A 16915-nucleotide genomic window follows, 5' to 3' on the forward strand; every position below is an offset into this window, starting at 1 on the left:
AGTATTCACCGACCCCCTTCCGCTCATCTGCCAGGGGTTACAGCTCCGCCTGTCCGGCGCCCTTGAGGAGCGACAGGTTCAGGGTCTCGGCCATGGTGTGGAAGCCGAGGTCGCTGGGGTGCAGATGGTCGCCGGAGTCGTACTTGGGGAGCATCCGGCGCGGGTCGCGGGGGTCCTTCAGAGCCAGGTCGAAGTCGACCACCGCGTCGTACACCCCGCCGGCCCGGATCTCCGCGTTGACCTGCTGCCGCATCCGCTCCAGCGCCGGGGTCCAGGTCCGGTGACCGCCGAAGGGGGTCAGGGTGGCGCCGACGACCTTCAGACCGCGCGCGTGCGCCTGCCGGACCAGGGTGCGCAGCCCGTCGGTGATCTTCGTACCGTCGGCGGCCGAGCGGGAGTGGGTGACGTCGTTGATGCCGAGGTCGATCACGACGACCTTCACGTTGGGCCGGGACAGCGCGTCGCGGCCGAAGCGGGACAGCCCGCTCGGGTTCTCGGCGGGCCGGCCCAGGCCGTTCGCCAGCACCTGGTTGCCGGTGATGCCCTCGTTGACGACGGAGTAGCGCGGCACGTCCGCCCCGCTCGCGGCGGCCGAGCGCAGCCGGGAGGCCAGCACGTCCGGCCAGCGGCGGTTCTCGCCCATGGTCGAGGTGATGCCGTCGGTTATGGAGTCGCCGAACGCCACCACCGTGCCGTCCGCCTCGTTGCTCAGCACGTCCAGCGCGGTCAGATAACGCCAGTACGCGCTCCGCTCGGCGTACGGGATGCCCGTCGCCTCCTCGGTGCGGTCACCGGGCGCCACGAACGAGATCTGCCGCGCGTGCGGGTGGATGGTGACCGGCCCGGACGGCGTGGGGGAGTACGTGGTGACCAAGACGTCCTGGTCGTGCGGTACGACGATCCGCACCGCGTCGCTGACGGCCTGGCCGCCGGCCGGGATGGTGACCGCGTAGGCGCCGTCGAACGTCAGGCGGCGCATCGTTTCCGCACGGGCGGCGGCGGTACCCCGGCCCGCCGAGAGGGCCACCGAGGCGTGAGTGATGGTCAGCGGCGCCTGCCCGTACAGGTTGGAGAGGGTGACGCGGGCGCTCGTACCGCCGGTGTTCGCGTGCACGACGTTGCGCACCGAGCGGCCCGCCAGGCCGGCGGCCTCGGTGCCGGGCTCGGCGCCGACGGGCGAGGCGGCCCAGGAGCCGACCCAGGTGCCCGTGGAGGCGGGTGCGGCGGACGAGCCGTGGGGGCGCCGGCCCGTGGCCGAGGACGCCGAGGTGCCCTCGCCGGCCGCCGACCTGATGAGGACGGTGACGGAAAGGGCGACGACGAGTGCGGTGAACGCACTGAGCAGGGCATAACCGTGGCGCTTGGTCACGCTGGCGTTGTTCTCCTCGGGAGACGGGAAGCCGGACGATCAATACACCATGATGCGGCATATGGGGGAACGGAGTTGACGGGCACCCCGGTCCACGGGACCTGCCCCGACCCCCCCTCCAGTCTGACGCCGGGAACCTCCCGTCCGTTCCGTGCGGCGGCGGGAAGGGACAATGTGTGTGCGGGATCACCGATCGGGCGGAGCGAGATGGAACGCGCGCAAACGGAAGAGGCGGAGCCGGGCCGTACCCCCCGGCCGACGGCTGCCGGGCGGGCCGGTTCGTACCGGACCATGACCGCCTTCACGGCGGCCGACGAGGAGCGGCAGCGCGGCGTACGGCGCATGAAGCTCACGGCGGCCGGACTGCTGCTGTTCGTCGCCGTGGTGTACGCCCTGGCCACCTGGGCCGGGCACGCGGGGGCGGGACACTGGACGGGCTATGTGGCGGCGGCCGCGGAGGCCGGGATGGTCGGCGCGCTCGCGGACTGGTTCGCGGTCACCGCGCTGTTCCGGCACCCGCTGGGCCTGCCCATCCCGCACACCGCGATCATCCCCACCAAGAAGGACCAGCTCGGCGTCTCCCTGGGCGAGTTCGTCGGGGAGAACTTCCTCTCCGAGGACGTCGTACGGCAGCGGCTCGCCGCCGTCGGCATCGGCAGCAGGCTCGGTGACTGGCTGGCCGAGCCGGCCAACGCCGACCGGGTCACCGCCGAGCTGGCCACCGCGCTGCGCGGCGCGCTGACGGTGCTGCGCGACTCGGACGTGCAGGCGGTGGTGGGGGAGGCGATCACCCGGCGGGCCGACGCGCGGGAGATCGGTCCGGCCGTGGGCAAGCTGCTGGACCGGATCGTGGCCGACGGCGGCCACCGGCGCGTGGTCGACCTGGTGGTGGGCCGCGCCCACGAGTGGCTGGAGCGGCACCGGGACGACGTGATGGTGGCCATCGAGGGCGGCGCGCCCGGCTGGACCCCGCGCTTCGTGGACCGCAAGGTCGGCGACCGCGTCTACAAGGAACTGCTGCGCTTCGTCACCGAGATGCAGGAGATGCCCTCGCACCCGGCGCGGGCCGCTCTGGACCGCTTCCTCACCGACTTCGCCTCCGACCTCCAGTCCGACACCGAGACCCGGGCGCGGGTGGACCGGCTGAAGCGGGAGGTGCTGGCGCGGGACGAGGTGCAGGACCTGATCGCGTCCGCCTGGACCGCCGTACGGTCGATGATCGTCGCGGCGGCGGAGGACGAGCAGAGCGAGCTGCGCCTGCGGGTGCGGGCCGGGCTGCTGTCGCTGGGGCAACGGCTGGCGACCGAGCCGAAGATGCAGGGCAAGGTCGACCGCTGGATCGAGGGCGCGGCCGTGCACGTGGTGACGACCTACCGCAAGGAGATCACCTCCCTGATCACCGAGACGGTGGCGGGCTGGGACGCGGAGCACACCACCCGCAAGATCGAGGCGCACATCGGGCGCGACCTCCAGTTCATCCGGATCAACGGCACGGTGGTGGGCTCACTCGCCGGGCTGGTGATCTACACCGTGTCGCGGGCGCTGGGCGGCTGAACGGCTCGTCCGGCGGGGTGAGCCTGCCGGGCGGCCCGGTCTGATCCCGCGCGGCGCGGGCACCCGTAACTCGTCCTTCGACGAAGAAGGGGTGCCGATGAGCGAGGGGTGCCGATGAGCACGGGAGCAGGGACGCCGTCGCGAGGAGGCAGTTCGGGCGGAGGCGGTGCGGTCGGAGGCGGTTCGACTGGAGGCGGTTCGACCGGAGGCGGTTCGACCACCAGCGACATCCCGGCCCGGCTGGACCGCCTGCCCTGGTCCCGGTGGCACTGGACGATCGTGGTCGGGCTGGGCACGGTGTGGATTCTGGACGGCCTGGAGGTCACGGTCGTCGGCAACATCGCGGGCCGGCTCTCCGAGCCCGGCAGCGGGCTGTCCATCAGCTCCGGGCAGGTCACCGGCACCGCGGCCGCGCTGTACGTGGCCGGTGCGTGCGTCGGCGCCCTGTTCTGGGGGCGTCTGACGGACCATTTCGGGCGCCGCAAGCTGTTCATGATCACGCTGGCGGTGTATCTCGCGGCGACCGCACTGACGTCGCTGTCCACCGACGCGTGGTGGTTCTTCCTGTTCCGCTTCCTGACCGGCTTCGGCATCGGCGGCGAGTACGCGGCCATCAACTCCGCGATCGACGAGCTGATCCCGGCCGCCTATCGGGGCCGGGTCGACCTGATGATCAACGGCAGCTTCTGGCTGGGCGCGGTGGGCGGCTCGCTGCTGTCCATCCTGGCGCTGGACACCGCCTTCCTGCCGGAGAACATCGGCTGGCGGCTGACGTTCGCCCTCGGCGCGGTGCTCGCGCTGGTCATCCTGCTGGTACGGCGGCACGTACCGGAGAGTCCGCGCTGGCTGCTGATCCACGGGCGGGACCAGGAGGCGGAGGAGATCGTCTCCGGGATCGAGCGGAAGATCGAGGAGCAGACGGGCGAGCCGCTCCCCGCCCCCGAGGGCCGGCTGGAGATCCACCGGCGGGGCAGCGTCACCTTCCTCGAGATCGCCCGCACCGTCTTCGGCCGCTACCGCCGGCGCGCGGTGCTCGGCTTCTCCCTCTTCATCGGCCAGGCGTTCCTCTACAACGCCATCACCTTCGGCTTCGGCGCCATCCTCACCCGCTTCTTCGACGTCCCGGCCGACCGGACGGGCTACTACTTCGCCGTCATCGCGGTCGGCAACTTCTTCGGCCCCCTGCTGCTGGGCAAGCTCTTCGACACGGTGGGCCGCCGGGTGATGATCTCCTCCACCTACCTGCTGTCCGGCATCCTCCTATTCGCCACGGCCTGGCTCTTCGACCGCGGCTCCCTGAGCGCCACCACCCTGACCGCCTGCTGGTGCGCGGTCCTCTTCTTCGCCTCCGCGGGCGCGTCCAGCGCGTACCTCACGGTCTCGGAGATCTTCCCGATGGAGACCCGCGCGATGTCGATCGCCTTCTTCTACGCCCTCGGGACTGCGGCCGGGGGTATCAGCGGCCCGCTCCTCTTCGCGGACCTGACGGGCACCGGCCGGGTGGGGGACACGGTGCTGGCCTTCCAGATCGGGGCGTCCCTGATGTGCGTGGCGGGGTTGGTGGCGGCGGTCTTGGCAGTACGGGCGGAGGGGCGGTCCCTGGAGGACGTGGCCACGCCGCTGTCGTCTACGGCGGCTTCGGGGGCGGGGGAGAAGGGGGTGGGGGTGGGGTAGGGGGATTTCGTGGACTCGGGGCCGCCAGGGATGTGCCGGGCGGCCCCGACTGGGGGACGTGGTGTTCAGCTCCGGCGGTCGGCGAACGCCCAGGAGGCGAGGGCTACCGCGCCGGCCACGCCGAGCACGGAGGGCCAGGCGCCGATCTTCTTGGCGAGGGGGTGGGAGCCGGCGAAGCCGGCGACGTACGCACCGGTCAGGGCGGCGGCCGTAGGGGCCCCGGCTCGGGCGTTCCACTCGCGGGCGGCAAGGGCGCCGGCGGCGGCCAGCACGACCCCGCCGAGCGGCCGCTTCTTGGTCCAGCGAGCGACGCCGTACCCACCGACGAGCCCGGTGGCGGCGACCACCGCGCCAGGAACCTTGGCCATGACTTGTCTCCTGTCGTCCCCGTATGCCGTGTTCGGCACACCTGCCGCCGAGGCTAACGCGCGACACGAAGCACGTACCGACCGGGTCGCCCACGCGTGAAGTGGCCGAAAACCTCCCCCATGCCCCCGCGATCACGGGGCATCCGAGCTTCGCTGTCCCGACGTCCCGGAAGAGGAGCCCCCACGATGACCGTGACGACCATGCAGCCGAGACCCCTGACGGAAGCGGTTCGCGAGGTGGGCCAGTACCGCAGCACAGCAGAAGCGGAGTCGGTCACCCACACCGTCCTACTGGCCCTGTCCGCCCACCTCCCAGCAACCGAACGCGCCGAGCTGACAGCCCTACTCCCGTTGGAAGCCACCCTCTCCACCCCACTCGCCCCCCGCCCCCTGTCGGCACGCGAGTTCGTAGAGTCCCTGGCCCCCCACATCGAAAACGCAACCCCAGCAACAGCCCGCTGGCACGTAACCTCAGTCCTGACGGCCCTGGCCCAGCAGTTGGGCACGCCCCAAACTGCCCGCCTCCTCGCCCAACTTCCGCCCGGCTACGCCTTGCTGTTCGGCCTGGCGGATTTGGCGGCGGTGGCGTAGCCGCCAAATCCGTGGCGCGGGACGGACGAGTTAGCTTGCCGTGACGGCCGCGGAGTACGTCCAGACATCCGCCGGCAGTTCGTGCTTGAGACGCCAGGTGATGGCCATCGGCTTGCTACCGGTGTGCGTGTCGTATGTGGCCGGCCCAAGCAGCATCCAGGGCTGAGACTTGCCTATGTCGGTGTTCTTGTACCGCCGCATGAAGAGAAGGACTTCGCTGCCCAACGCTTCATGCTGCTGGTAGCGCTTACCCGTGCGAGAGTCGGCAGCCGTGGCGTTCTGTGACTCCCAGTGGAAGAGCGTCGGGCTAAGCGCGTAGTCCCGGTACCGAACGGTGGGGGAGAAGTCCTTCTCGTTCTTCTCCAAGGTGATGAGCAGCGCATCCGTCTGCAATTCATCGACCCACTGCACCCCCTGCGCGAACGAGCGCGGCATCTGGCCACCGAGGCGGGCCACACCGAGCGCAGCGAGGATCTCGGAGCGGTTGTAGGCGCTGTGCACCTTCAGCGGAACCTGACTCAGGCGCCCGGAGAGGGAGAGGGGGAAGTGGTCCGTTCGCTCCATGACATACGTAAGTAGCTGACGCAGCTCATCACGGAACTCCGTCAATGGGCGCAGAGACTCCAGGCCGTCTTGGTAGCTGGTGAAGCCGCCAGCATTGTCCCAAATATTGAAGAACAGCATGCGAGCGTAAGCCTGATCGAGGGGGCCAAGCTCCTCATAGGTGGGAGCGTCATCCTGGAGCAGCCGATGATAGGCATCCGCTCGCTCCGGGTCATCGACGTGCAGAAAGGCGTGGACTCGCTTCAGTAGCGCGGCCTCCGCAGGGGGAGCAGTTTCTTCGAGGAACCCTGCGCGGCGTAGTACCGCAGTCCAGGAGTTGTCGCTCTTGTAGAGCTCCTTGATCTCGCGCCTGCTCTCTCGCAGATAGTCGGCCAAAAGAGGCGTGTGGTAGGACTTCACCTCCTTGACCAGGGTCTTCACAGTGGCTCCGAGCTGGGTCCGAATGTTGTCCAGGACGAAGTCCTTGGACTTCCCCTCCAGGATGATCTGGCAGCCCGACGGGAGCTGCGGGAAGTCATGCTCGATGTGATCGACCAGCCGGTTCCGGGTCAGATTAGTCAGAGCCCGGAACTGCTCCTCGAAGCGGAATTCGGCCCGGTGCTGCCCGATAAAGTCGAGAACGGTAAGTACCGGCTTGGTCTCGGTGCGCCGCAGCCCTCGGCCCAGCTGCTGAAGGAAGATCGTGGCGCTGTTGGTCGGACGGAGTAGAAGCAGAGTGTCGACGTCGGGGATGTCGAGTCCCTCGTTGAACAGGTCGACGGAGAAGATCACCTGAAGCTTGCCATCACGGAGATCGGCAAGTGCCTGGGCGCGGGCGTCTGAGGAAGAGTCACTGTCGAGTGCTACTGCCTGGAATCCGGCCTCGCGGAAGAAGCCCGCCATGAAGTGCGCGTGGGCCTTGGTGACGCAGAAGCCGAGCGCCCGCATGGAGCCTGGGTTGGAGACCTTGTCCTGGATCTGCTTCACCACGATGCGAGCGCGAGCGTGATTGCCCGTGTAGAGCTTGTCGAGGTCCTGGTCGGTGTACGAACCCTTCTGCCAGTTCAGGTTCGTGAGATCCGTGCCATCGGGGACGCCAAAGTAGTGGAAGGGGCAGAGGAGGTCATTTTCCAACGCTTCCCAGAGGCGCATTTCGGCCGCGATCCTGCCATCGAAGAATTCATCCTGGACGTTACGTCCGTCCATCCGCTCGGGTGTGGCCGTCAGCCCCAGCAACTCCTTGGGCGTGAAGTGCTCGATGACCCGCCGGTATGTAGATGCGGTGGCATGGTGGAACTCGTCGATCACGATGATGTCGAAGTGGTCAGGAGCCAACTGCTCAAGACGCTGCACATTGAGAGACTGGACGCTGGCGAAGACGTGGTTCCACTCGCGCGGGTCCTGGCCGCCATGCAGAAGCTCGCCGAACGATCCGTCATCGAGCACTTCGCGGTAGGTGCGGAGAGACTGCCGCAGGATCTCCTTGCGGTGGGCGACAAAGAGGAGTCGGGGCTGACCACCCTCGAAGTTCTTACGCAAGCCGCGGTAATCAAGGGCGGCCATCACGGTCTTGCCCGTGCCAGTGGCAGCAACAAGAAGGTTCCGGTGGCGTCCGCGAAGCTCCCGCTCGACCGTGAGGCGCTCCAACATGTCCCGCTGGTGCGGGAAGGGGCGTACTTCGAGACCAGAAAGGTTGATCTTCAGGTCCGTGCCGGAGCCAGTTCCGCTCGCTTGCGCTAGCGCTTCGTCCAAGCGCGCGCCGTGCTGGTCAGGGTCGTAGGTCTCGAAGGCAGTGTCGTTCCAGTACGCGTCAAAGGTCGCCTCGAACTTGTCCAGCACCGCCGGCGTAGCCACCGACGACAGACGCACGTTCCACTCGAGCCCGTCGAGCAGCGCGGCCCGAGAGAGGTTCGAGCTACCCACGTACGCGGTGTCGAAGCCCGTGTTGCGACGGAAGAGCCATGCCTTCGCGTGGAGGCGGGTGGACCGGATCTCGTAGTTGACCTTCACCGTGGCGCCGAAGTCCCGTACGAGGCGGTCAAGGGCATGGCGGTCCGTGGCGCCCATGTATGTGGTGGTGATGACCCGAATCGGCACACCGCGTTCCTTGGCAGCGCGCAAGGCGTCCTCAAGGACTCGTATCCCGTACCACTTCACAAAGGCGCACAGCAGGTCAATGCGGTCGGCGGTGGCAAGCTCTGCTCGAAGCTCGGTGCCGAGGCTCAGGTCCTCGGGTGAATTCGTCAGTAGAGATGCCTCAGACAGCGGAGTCAGCGGCCGGACGGAGTAGGCCCCCGGAGCCTCCTGCTTGGCCAGCGCGAGCAGTTGCTGCGGGCCCTCGAGGAGGGCGCTGACCGGCTCCGCCTCGCTTTCGGGCGTGCCCTTGGCGGCAAGCGAGGCCAGGAGCTCGTTAGCGAACGGAACCCGCTGCTCCGGAGGTAGCTGGATCAACCTTTGGGTGACCATCGCGCCGATGTGCCGAGCAAGCACATGGGGCGTGGACTCCGCGCTGACCTCTGTGTTGATGGCTTTCCAGCCCAGAGCCTCAAGCTGCTTGAGCTCTCGCTCGTCGTCTTGAGTGATCAGCTTCTCGTAAACACCAGCAACCGGCTCTGCCGGTCCCTTTGCCTCTGCCACTGCAACCCCCTCAGGCGCCTGTCAATGTGGATTAGTTGTAACAGCCACGACTGACAACGGCTGAAGGGGTGGTCAGTGCGTCCTACTGCGCCCCGTGGCACTCCGCATAATCCCGCCCGCTCACGCACCAACACCCCGCCCCCCGCTGCGGCGGCCAAGCCACCGCCAACCCCCGCGCCGCCAGCGTCGTCGCGTACTCCGGGAGCAGCGCAGGGTCCGCCGGGGACGCGCCCTCCGATGCTGCGAACGCCTCGTACGACGGGACTGTGCCGGTCACGATGCCGAGGTTCGGGGTGCCGGAGGTGGAGAGTTCTCGGAGGGAGGTCTCTATGGTCGCCAGGTGGTCGGTGTGGGAGGTGTACTCCGATTGCAGGGCCGGGTACGCCGTCACCAGTTCGGTCAGTTCCGCGGAGGGCCAGTGGAGGACTGCTACCGGGTACGGGCGGGAGAGGGCCTCGCGGGCCGTGGACAGCTCCGCTCGGAGGCGGGAGATCTCGGCCTCGAGTTCGGCGGGGTTCTCCGAGCCGAGGGACCAGACGCGCTTGGGGTCGTGGAGTTCGTCCAGGGAGACCGGGGAGGTGTGAAGGGTGTCGGCGAGGGCGTCCCACGTGTCGTGGGGCAGGCCCAGCATGCGGCGGACCCGGTGGCGGCCGAAGAGGAGCGGGTGCGTGGCGTACGGCGGCTCCGGCGCGTCCGTCAGCAGCAGGACCGCGCCCTCGTGGAACGTCTCGTGCGCCGCCTCCAGTTCGTCGTGCGACTCCAGCGCCTCCGCGACGATCACCCACGGCGCCGCATCCCGCGGAGCGGCCGTGCGGATGCCGTCGATGATCGCGCGCGCCTCGGCCTCGTGGCCGTACTCCCACAGGTTCGCCGCCTTCAGGGCGCGGACGAGCTGCGGATGCTCCAGCGGGCCGGCGGAGGACAGCAGTCGGTCGTAGAGCGCGGTCGCCGCGGGGCGGGCGCCGGACAGTTCCAGGTGGGCCGCGGCGCGCAGCAGCAAAGCCTCCGCGTCCTCGGGGTACAGGCCGGCGGTCCGCTCCAGGCGTGCCGCTTCGGCGGTGTGGTCGACGTTCTCGGCAGGCGTGTCGGGGCGCATGCATGACACCGTACTGCCGAGGGGTGACAGCCGAGGAGGGCGCCCGACGAGGAGATTTCTCCAACTCGCGACGAAGATCGGGAACCGGCCCGGAACACCGGGCGTTGTACGGGGTGAACGGGCTTGTACAGCCCGTAGTCATGGGGGCAAGGGGAGAGAAGGGGGGTGGTGGCGGTGATGCGTAGTCCTGTGCCCGTCACGCGCGCCCTGCTGCCGCTGCTCGCCGTGGCCACGCTGATCGTCCAACTCCTGCTGCTCCACGCCGCCCCGCTCGGCTCCGGCGGCCTCACCACCGCCGTCGCGCTCGCCGCGACCGCCGCCGCCGGCACCGCGCTCGCCCTCTGTACGGTCCTCACCGCCCGCCGCGTCCCCGCCGTCCCGCCGACGCGCGTCCGCACCGCGATACGTGACAGGGCCCGCCGTACGGCGTTCCTGGTGCAGCGCGACCCCGACGCGAGGGGGCGCCGCAGGCCACGGGCGCCCGGCCGGGTCCTGCCGACGACCTGCGCGTAGGGCCGCACCACCCGTCTCACCGCCCCGCCCGCGCGGGTCGTCCTGCCATCGGCCGTTCCCGGCCGCATCCCGCACGACGTCACCCCGTACGGAGGTCACCCATGTCCGTTTTCGCCCGGCTGGTCGAGCAACTCGCCGACCTGCTCCAGCCGTTCTGCCACGCCTCCGCGACCGCCGCCGCGATCGTCCTGTTCACCGCGCTGGTCCGGCTGGCCACCCATCCCCTCGCTCGCGCCGCCGCCCGGGGCCAGCGGGCCCGCACCGCGCTCCAGCCCAGAATCACCGAGCTGCGCGAGAAGCACGCCCGCGATCCCGAGCGGCTCCAGCGGGCGGTGCTGGAGCTGCACAGCGAGGCGAAGGTCTCCCCGTTCTCGGGCCTGCTGCCCGGCCTGCTTCAACTCCCCGCGTTCTTCCTGCTCTACCACCTGTTCTCCAACGCCACGATCGGAGACGGCCCCAACACCCTCCTCGACCACGACCTCCTCGCCGCCCCGCTCGCCGGCCACTGGACCGACGCCCTGAGCGGCGGCATCCTCGGCGGGGCCGACCTCGTCTACCTGGCCCTCTTCGCCGTCGTCGCGGCCGTCGCCACCGTCAACTTCCGGCGCACCAGGCGTGCGGCGGCCGAGAACCCCGTACAGACAGGCGTTCCGGGCCAGGGTGCGGTCGGCAAGGTGGCGCCGTTCCTGTCCTTTCTCACCCTGGTGACCGTGGCCGTCGTCCCCCTGGCCGCCGCGCTCTACGTCGTCACCAGCAGCACGTGGAGCGCGGTGGAGCGGGCGGTGCTGTCGTGAGCGGCCAGGGGAGGGGGCGGTCAGAGGAGGATGCCCGCCAGCTTGCGCCAGGCCGCGCGGGGCAGTTCGTCGGGGGAGCCCTCCTGTACGACCTGGAGGGCGACATGGTCGGCGCCCGCGGCGAGGAAGGCGTTCACCTTCTCGCGGATGGTGTCGTCGTCGCCCCAGGCGTACAGCGCGTCGATCAGCCGGTCGCTGCCGCCGTCGCGCAGGTCGTCCTCGGTGAAGCCGAGCCGCTGGAAGTTGGTGGTGTAGTTGGGGAGCTGGAGGTACATCTCCAGGTGACCGCGGGCCAGTTCGCGGGCGCGGGCCGGGTCGGATTCCAGTACGACCCCGAACTCCGGCGCCAGCAGCGGCTCCTGGCCGAGGATCTCGCGGGCCCGCGCGGTGTGCTCGGGGGTGACGAGATACGGGATCGCCCCCAGCGAGCGCTCGCCCGCCAGCCGTACGGTCTTCGGGCCGAGCGCCGCCAGGACGCGCCGCCCGGCCGGGACACCGGCCGCGTCCAGCTCGTCCAGGTACTCCACCAGCGCCGAGTACGGCCGCCGGTACTGTTCGGCCAGCTTGGCGTGGCTCATGCCGAGGCCGAGCAGGAAGCGGCCGGGGTGCGCGGACTCCACCTCGGCGTAACCGGCCGCGCTCTCGCGGGCTTCGTACTGCCAGATGCTCTGGATGCTGGTGCCGACGACCAGGTGGTCGGTCTTCTCCAGCAGGGGCAGGGCGTTGACGGGCGCGCTGGAGCCGCCGAGCCAGGCGGTGCCGTAGCCGAGCTCCTGGAGTTCGGCCGCCGCCTCCCCGATCTCACCGCGCCGGCCCGGGTCCTCGTTGCGCAGGCCGAGGCTCCATACGCCGTACTGGCCGATCTCCGCCTTGGAGATGCTCCCGCTCGTCGAGTCGCTCATCGGATCTTTCCCTCCGGCTGGATGTCGTGCACGAACGATCGTCGTGCACGACGGGCCTGACCGGAGGGAGCCGCGCGGGGATCATTAGGGCCTGTCCGGCGGATCATGGCGCGGACGCGGGGCCTGGCACGCCCATCTGCGGCGTTGTCGTCGGTTGCCGACGCTCCGCGTCGACGCCCTCCTCCGCCTTGCACCTGGACGCACCAGACCCCGCTCACCGGGATCGATCGGCACCCTTTCTTCCCGCACCCTGATCCGCCGGACAGGCCCTACCCCAGGAACCGCTCCAGCGCCTCGACGACCAGCCGGTGGTCCTCGATCTGGGGGAGGCCGGAGACGGTCACCGAGCCGATGACGCCCACGCCTTCCACGGTGATGGGGAAGGAACCGCCGTGTGCCGCGTAGCGGTCGGGGTCGAGGCGGGACGAGTCCTCGAAGGTGGTGCCCTTGGCGCGGAAACGTGAGCCGACCAGGTAGGAGGCGGAGCCGTAGCGCTCCACCACCCGGCGCTTACGGGCGATCCAGGCGTCGTTGTCCGGGGTCGAGCCGGGCAGCGCCGCGTGGAAGAGCTGCTGGCCCGCGCGGTGGATGTCGACGGCGATCGGCGCCTGCCGTTCCCGGCCCAGCTCGACCAGGAGGGAGCCCAGCGCCCAGGCGTCGTCGTGGGTGAAGGTACGGAAGACCAGGCGCTGTTCCTGCGCCTCCAGGTCCGCCACGCTCGGAGTGTCCTGCGCTTGCGCCATCAGAGCGTCACCGTCACCTTGTCGCGGGCGGAGCGGCGGGCCGCCTCCAGGACGTCGAGGGTCTCGGCGGCCTCCAGTGCGGTCACCGGGTTCGGGCCGGTGCCTCGCACGGCGGCGGCGACGGCGGCGTAGTAGGCGGGGTAGTCGCCCGGCACGGTCTCCACGGCGGTGCCGCCGCCGGTGACCGGGGACTCGCCGGCGCCCAGCCGGCCCCAGAGCGACTCCTCCTCGACGCCCCACGCGGCCTCGGTGCCGGGGCGGGCGCCGTCGCGCAGCGCCGCCTCCTGCGGGTCCAGGCCGTACTTCACGAAACCGGCGCGCGAGCCGAGCACCCGGAAACGGGGGCCGAGCTGGGCGGTGGTGGCGGAGACGTACAGGTGCGAGCGGACGCCGTTCGCGTGGGTCAGGGCGAGGAAGGTGTCGTCGTCGGTCTCGGCGCCGTCACGGCGGACGACCGCCTCGGCGTACACCTCGGTGACCGGGCCGAACAGGGTGATGGCCTGGTCGACGACATGGCTGCCGAGGTCGTACAGCAGGCCGCCGATCTCCGCCGGGTCGCCGGACTCGCGCCAGCCGCCCTTGGGCTGCGGGCGCCAGCGCTCGAAGCGGGACTCGAAGCGCCAGACGTCGCCCAGCGCGCCGTCGGCCAGCAGCTTGCGCAGGGTGAGGAAGTCGTTGTCCCAGCGGCGGTTCTGGAAGACGGAGAGCAGCACCCCGTGCTCGTCGGCGAGGGCGGCCAGTTCGCGGGCCTCGGCGGCGGTGCCGGAGACCGGCTTGTCCACGACGACCGGCAGACCGGCCTTGAGGGCGGTGGTGGCGAGCGGTACGTGCGTCTTGTTCGGGGACGCGATGACGATCAGGTCCAGCTCACCGGCGCGCTCGAACAGCTCGTCCGGGGTGTCGGCGACGCGGACGTCCGGGAACTCGGCGCGGGCCTGCTCCTGGCGCTCGGGGTTCGAGGTGACGACCGTGTCCAGGACGAGGCCGTCCGTGGCGGCGATCAGCGGGGCGTGGAAGACGGAGCCGGCGAGGCCGTAGCCGATCAGGCCGACGCGGAGGGGTGTACCAGTCATGAGTCCTACTTTCGCAACGCTGTTGCCAAAGTGCAAGCGGCGGGGAGAATGGACCCCGTGAACAGGACTGACAGGACGGGGCGCAACCCGGCGGGAGCGAATCTGCTCGCGGTGCGGTCGCACAACACCGCACTCGTGCTCGATCTGCTGCGCGGCGCCGGGGCGGAGGGCATCAGCAGGCTCGAACTCGCCGAGCGCACGGGACTCACTCCCCAGGCCGTCAGCAAGATCACCGCGCGGCTGCGGGAGGACGGCTTCGCCGCCGAGGCCGGCCGCCGGGCGTCCACCGGGGGCAAGCCGCGCACCGTGCTGCGCCTGGTCCCCGAGGCGGGGCACGCGGTGGGCGTGCACCTGGACCGGGACGAGCTGCGGGTGGTGCTGCTCGATCTCGACGGCACCGTGGTCGGGGAACGGCGCGGTGACACCGGCCTCGGCGGCGGGGCGGAGACGGTGCTCGCGCTGGTCGCGGACGAGGTGACCGCGCTGGTCACGGAGGTGCTGGGCGGCGAGGGGCTCGCGGACGCCGGGACGCTGCTCGGGGTCGGGGTCGCGCTGCCAGGTCCGCTGGACCACGTCGGCGGGGTGCTGCACCGGGTGACCGGGTTCCCCGAGTGGGAGGGGTTCGCGCTGCGGGACGCGCTCGCCGGGCGGCTCGGGGTGCCCGTGGTGGTCGACAAGGACACCAACGCGGCGGCGCTCGGGCTGGCGGCGGGGGGCGAGCGCGGGTCGTTCGCCTACCTGCACCTCGGTACGGGCCTCGGCGCGGGCCTGGTGATCGGCGGGAGCGTGCACCGGGGGGCGCGGACCGGGGCCGGGGAGTTCGGACACCAGGTCATCCAGCTCGACGGGCCTCTTTGCGAGTGCGGGGACCGGGGGTGCCTGGAGGCGCTGTGCCTGGCGGCCGTCGGGCGCGGCGAGACAGGGGAGGCGGCGCGCGTGCTCGGGGTGGGGGCCGGGAATCTGGCCGGGCTGCTCGACATCGACCGGGTCCTGCTCGGCGGGCGGACGGTCGCTTCGGCGCCGGAGGCGTACGTCGAGGGGGTCGCCGGGATACTCGCGGCGCGGGCCCGGCGGGAGGGGGTGCTCGGGGACGCGGTGCCGGTACGGGTTGCGCCGGGCGGGGAGGGGGTGGTGGCTGTGGGGGCGGGGCAGTTGTTGTTGGCGCCGGTGTTCGGGAGGGCGGGGGGATAGGGGGTTTCCGCCGGGTCGGCGGGACCTCTGGGGGCTGGGTCCGGTGCGAGGCGGAGGGGGCGACGACACCGCAGCTTGGGGGAGTGCGTGCCTGACCCGCGCGCCCCCCCGCAAGACGGGGCCTGCCGGTTGGCGGAGCCGAGGTCCACTGATCGGGCGGAGCTGGGGGCGAGCCCGGAGTGGCGCGGGGCGCGGAGGCGGGGGTCCGGCATGTTCATGTGTTCATGCGATTGTCCTCGGCCCTGTCGTCGTCCCTGCCCCGCTGCTGCTCCGCGTCCGCCTCCCTCCCCGCCTCGCTCTGTCTGGTCGCGGTCACCGCGCTCGCGCCCGTGTCGTCCGCGGCCGCCGTCGCGCCCTGTGTGGCGGGGGACGACGGGTCCTTCCCGCTCGGTACGCGCATTCACGGCGGCCCCGACACCTACCGGGCCGGCGGGGCGCCCGGCACCTGGTACATCGACCTCGTCAACGCCGGGGCGCAGGCGTGCGCGGGCGTTCATCCGGTGGTGGTCCTCGTCGACGACGAGCGTCTTCTGCGGCCGTCGCAGGCCAAACTCGATTTCTACGACGGACGCAAGCGGCGCCCGGTACGGCTGGAGAGCACCGATCACCAGGAGCTGGTCGGCGTGGTCGGGGCCGACGGGTTCGCCGGGTACACCGTGGCCCCCGGCAAGACGGTCACGGTCAGGCTCCGCCTGATGATCACCTCCGAGGCGTACGCCGACCACGTCACCGCCAAGGCCGCGCTGGTCCAGCGACGGGGGCAGGACGGGGAGTGGGTGGGGGAGTCCGAGGACTACGTCTTCGACATCGACGGCGAGGAACCGGACCCCGCCCGCACGAAGGGCTCCGCCCCGCCGACCCGGCCCCCCGGCCCGACGGCCACGGACGAAGCGGGCCGCCCGGTGGGCACGGACGAGCCCGCCCGCCCGACGAAGACGGACGAAGCCGGCCGCCCGGTGGGGGCGGACGAGGCCGGCCGCCCAGCGGGCACCGAGGACCCCGCCCGCCCGGTAGGCACCGATGAACCCGCCCGTCCGCAGGACACCGACGAGTCCGGCCGCCCGGTAGGCACCGAGGAGCCCGGCCGCGCGGAGGACACCGAGGCGCCTGGCCGTGCGGGGAACGCCGAGGAGCCCGGCCGCCCGCTCAACACCGACGACCCCGGCCGCCCGGTGAGCACCGACGAGCCCGCTCACCCGGCCGACCCCGACGAGACCCCCGACCCGACCGACCCCGATGACCCCGACAGCACCCCGGTCAGCCCCTCCCGAGCCCCCGACACCACGGAGGCAGGCGTCACCCCGGCCCCCGAAGACCCGTACGCCCCGGACACCCCCGCTCCCGCCGCCCCCTCCCCGTCCACCTCGTACGACACCGAGAACCCCGACGACCCCCAACTCCCCGAACTCGCCCACACCGGCAGCCCCCTTCCCCGCGCCCTCCTCGCAGCCGTAGCCGCCCTCCTCATCCTCTTGGGCACCGCCGCCCTGACCCTGACCCGCAAACGCCGCTGACACCAGCCGCCCCCCAGCTCCCCGGCCCCGCCGCCGCCCCGGCCGGTCAGCCGCCCTCCAGGCCCCCGGCCTCCCCCGACACCGAAGCCCCGCTGGCCTCAGCCGTCACCCTCCCCCCAAACCCCTGGCCTCCCGGACCCCCAGGCCCCGCCGCCCCCCCCGGCCGGTCACCCTCCCCCCAAACCCCTGGCCTCCCGGACCCCCAAGCCCCGCCGCCCCCGACCCGTCAGTCGCCCCCCAGCCCTCCAGCCTCCCCGACACCCCAACGCCCCTGACCCCAAGCCCCCCACCTCCCCCAACACCCCAACCCACCCCACCCCCACCCCCCGCAACCCCTCCCCCCTAACTACCCT

Annotated in this window: 14 protein-coding genes; 7 read left to right on the forward strand and 7 right to left on the reverse strand. The window is 71.2% G+C overall.

Annotated features, from left to right (window positions below; translation table 11 throughout):
* Positions 1-37: 37 nt before the first annotated feature.
* Positions 38-1369 carry an SGNH/GDSL hydrolase family protein gene (locus E5083_RS29750; RefSeq protein WP_135788769.1) on the reverse strand — a complete coding sequence of 444 codons (1332 nt, stop codon included), beginning with the start codon at positions 1367-1369 and terminating at the stop codon, positions 38-40.
* A 207-nt stretch (positions 1370-1576) separates the two neighbouring features.
* Here E5083_RS29750 and E5083_RS29755 point away from each other — a divergent pair, with 207 nt between their 5' ends.
* Both E5083_RS29755 and E5083_RS29760 read left to right on the forward strand, forming a co-directional pair.
* Positions 1577-2923 (forward strand): DUF445 domain-containing protein, encoded by a 1347-nt coding sequence (locus E5083_RS29755; RefSeq protein WP_135788770.1) that lies wholly within the window; start codon positions 1577-1579, stop codon positions 2921-2923.
* Positions 2924-3037: 114 nt separating this feature from the next.
* The gene (locus tag E5083_RS29760) at positions 3038-4597 is read left to right on the forward strand and encodes an MFS transporter (RefSeq protein ID WP_135788771.1); all 1560 of its coding nucleotides are present in this window, start codon (positions 3038-3040) and stop codon (positions 4595-4597) included.
* Positions 4598-4662: 65 nt separating this feature from the next.
* Here the strand turns inward: E5083_RS29760 and E5083_RS29765 are convergent, their stop codons facing one another.
* On the reverse strand, positions 4663-4965 hold the full coding sequence (locus tag E5083_RS29765; protein ID WP_135788772.1) for a hypothetical protein: 303 nt from the start codon (positions 4963-4965) through the stop codon (positions 4663-4665).
* 186 nt (positions 4966-5151) lie between these two features.
* On the opposite strand from E5083_RS29765, the gene E5083_RS29770 reads away from it, so the two are divergent.
* Positions 5152-5556, forward strand: coding sequence for a DUF2267 domain-containing protein (locus E5083_RS29770; protein ID WP_135788773.1), 405 nt, complete (start codon positions 5152-5154; stop codon positions 5554-5556).
* A 30-nt stretch (positions 5557-5586) separates the two neighbouring features.
* On the opposite strand, the gene E5083_RS29775 is transcribed toward E5083_RS29770, so the two are convergent.
* Both E5083_RS29775 and E5083_RS29780 read right to left on the reverse strand, forming a co-directional pair.
* Entirely contained in the window at positions 5587-8736 is a 3150-nt protein-coding gene (locus E5083_RS29775) for a DEAD/DEAH box helicase (RefSeq protein ID WP_167513667.1), read from the reverse strand.
* Positions 8737-8818: 82 nt separating this feature from the next.
* Positions 8819-9832, reverse strand: coding sequence for an SEC-C domain-containing protein (locus E5083_RS29780; RefSeq protein ID WP_135788774.1), 1014 nt, complete (start codon positions 9830-9832; stop codon positions 8819-8821).
* A 177-nt stretch (positions 9833-10009) separates the two neighbouring features.
* Between E5083_RS29780 and E5083_RS29785 the strand changes: the two genes are divergently transcribed.
* Positions 10010-10345: a DUF6412 domain-containing protein gene (locus tag E5083_RS29785; RefSeq protein ID WP_135788775.1), complete on the forward strand. Its 336-nt coding sequence runs from the start codon at positions 10010-10012 to the stop codon at positions 10343-10345.
* Between the two features lie 101 nt (positions 10346-10446).
* On the forward strand, positions 10447-11139 hold the full coding sequence (gene yidC / locus E5083_RS29790; RefSeq protein WP_135788776.1) for a membrane protein insertase YidC: 693 nt from the start codon (positions 10447-10449) through the stop codon (positions 11137-11139).
* Positions 11140-11159: 20 nt separating this feature from the next.
* Here the strand turns inward: yidC and E5083_RS29795 are convergent, their stop codons facing one another.
* The 3 genes from E5083_RS29795 to E5083_RS29805 form a co-directional block, all read right to left on the reverse strand.
* Positions 11160-12041 (reverse strand): LLM class F420-dependent oxidoreductase, encoded by an 882-nt coding sequence (locus E5083_RS29795; RefSeq protein ID WP_135788777.1) that lies wholly within the window; start codon positions 12039-12041, stop codon positions 11160-11162.
* 269 nt (positions 12042-12310) lie between these two features.
* On the reverse strand, positions 12311-12784 hold the full coding sequence (locus E5083_RS29800) for a heme-degrading domain-containing protein (RefSeq protein WP_135788778.1): 474 nt from the start codon (positions 12782-12784) through the stop codon (positions 12311-12313).
* Positions 12784-13857 carry a Gfo/Idh/MocA family oxidoreductase gene (locus E5083_RS29805; protein WP_135788779.1) on the reverse strand — a complete coding sequence of 358 codons (1074 nt, stop codon included), beginning with the start codon at positions 13855-13857 and terminating at the stop codon, positions 12784-12786. Before E5083_RS29805 ends, E5083_RS29800 begins: the two co-directional genes overlap by 1 nt.
* A gap of 48 nt (positions 13858-13905) precedes the next feature.
* Between E5083_RS29805 and E5083_RS29810 the strand changes: the two genes are divergently transcribed.
* Together E5083_RS29810 and E5083_RS29815 are read left to right on the forward strand one after the other, a co-directional pair.
* On the forward strand, positions 13906-15048 hold the full coding sequence (locus E5083_RS29810) for an ROK family transcriptional regulator (RefSeq protein ID WP_135788780.1): 1143 nt from the start codon (positions 13906-13908) through the stop codon (positions 15046-15048).
* A 224-nt stretch (positions 15049-15272) separates the two neighbouring features.
* Positions 15273-16562: a hypothetical protein gene (locus tag E5083_RS29815; RefSeq protein WP_135788781.1), complete on the forward strand. Its 1290-nt coding sequence runs from the start codon at positions 15273-15275 to the stop codon at positions 16560-16562.
* The last annotated feature ends 353 nt before the right edge of the window (positions 16563-16915 follow it).

The sequence above is a fragment of the Streptomyces bauhiniae genome (genome assembly GCF_004784475.1).
Lineage (GTDB): Bacteria > Actinomycetota > Actinomycetes > Streptomycetales > Streptomycetaceae > Streptomyces > Streptomyces seoulensis.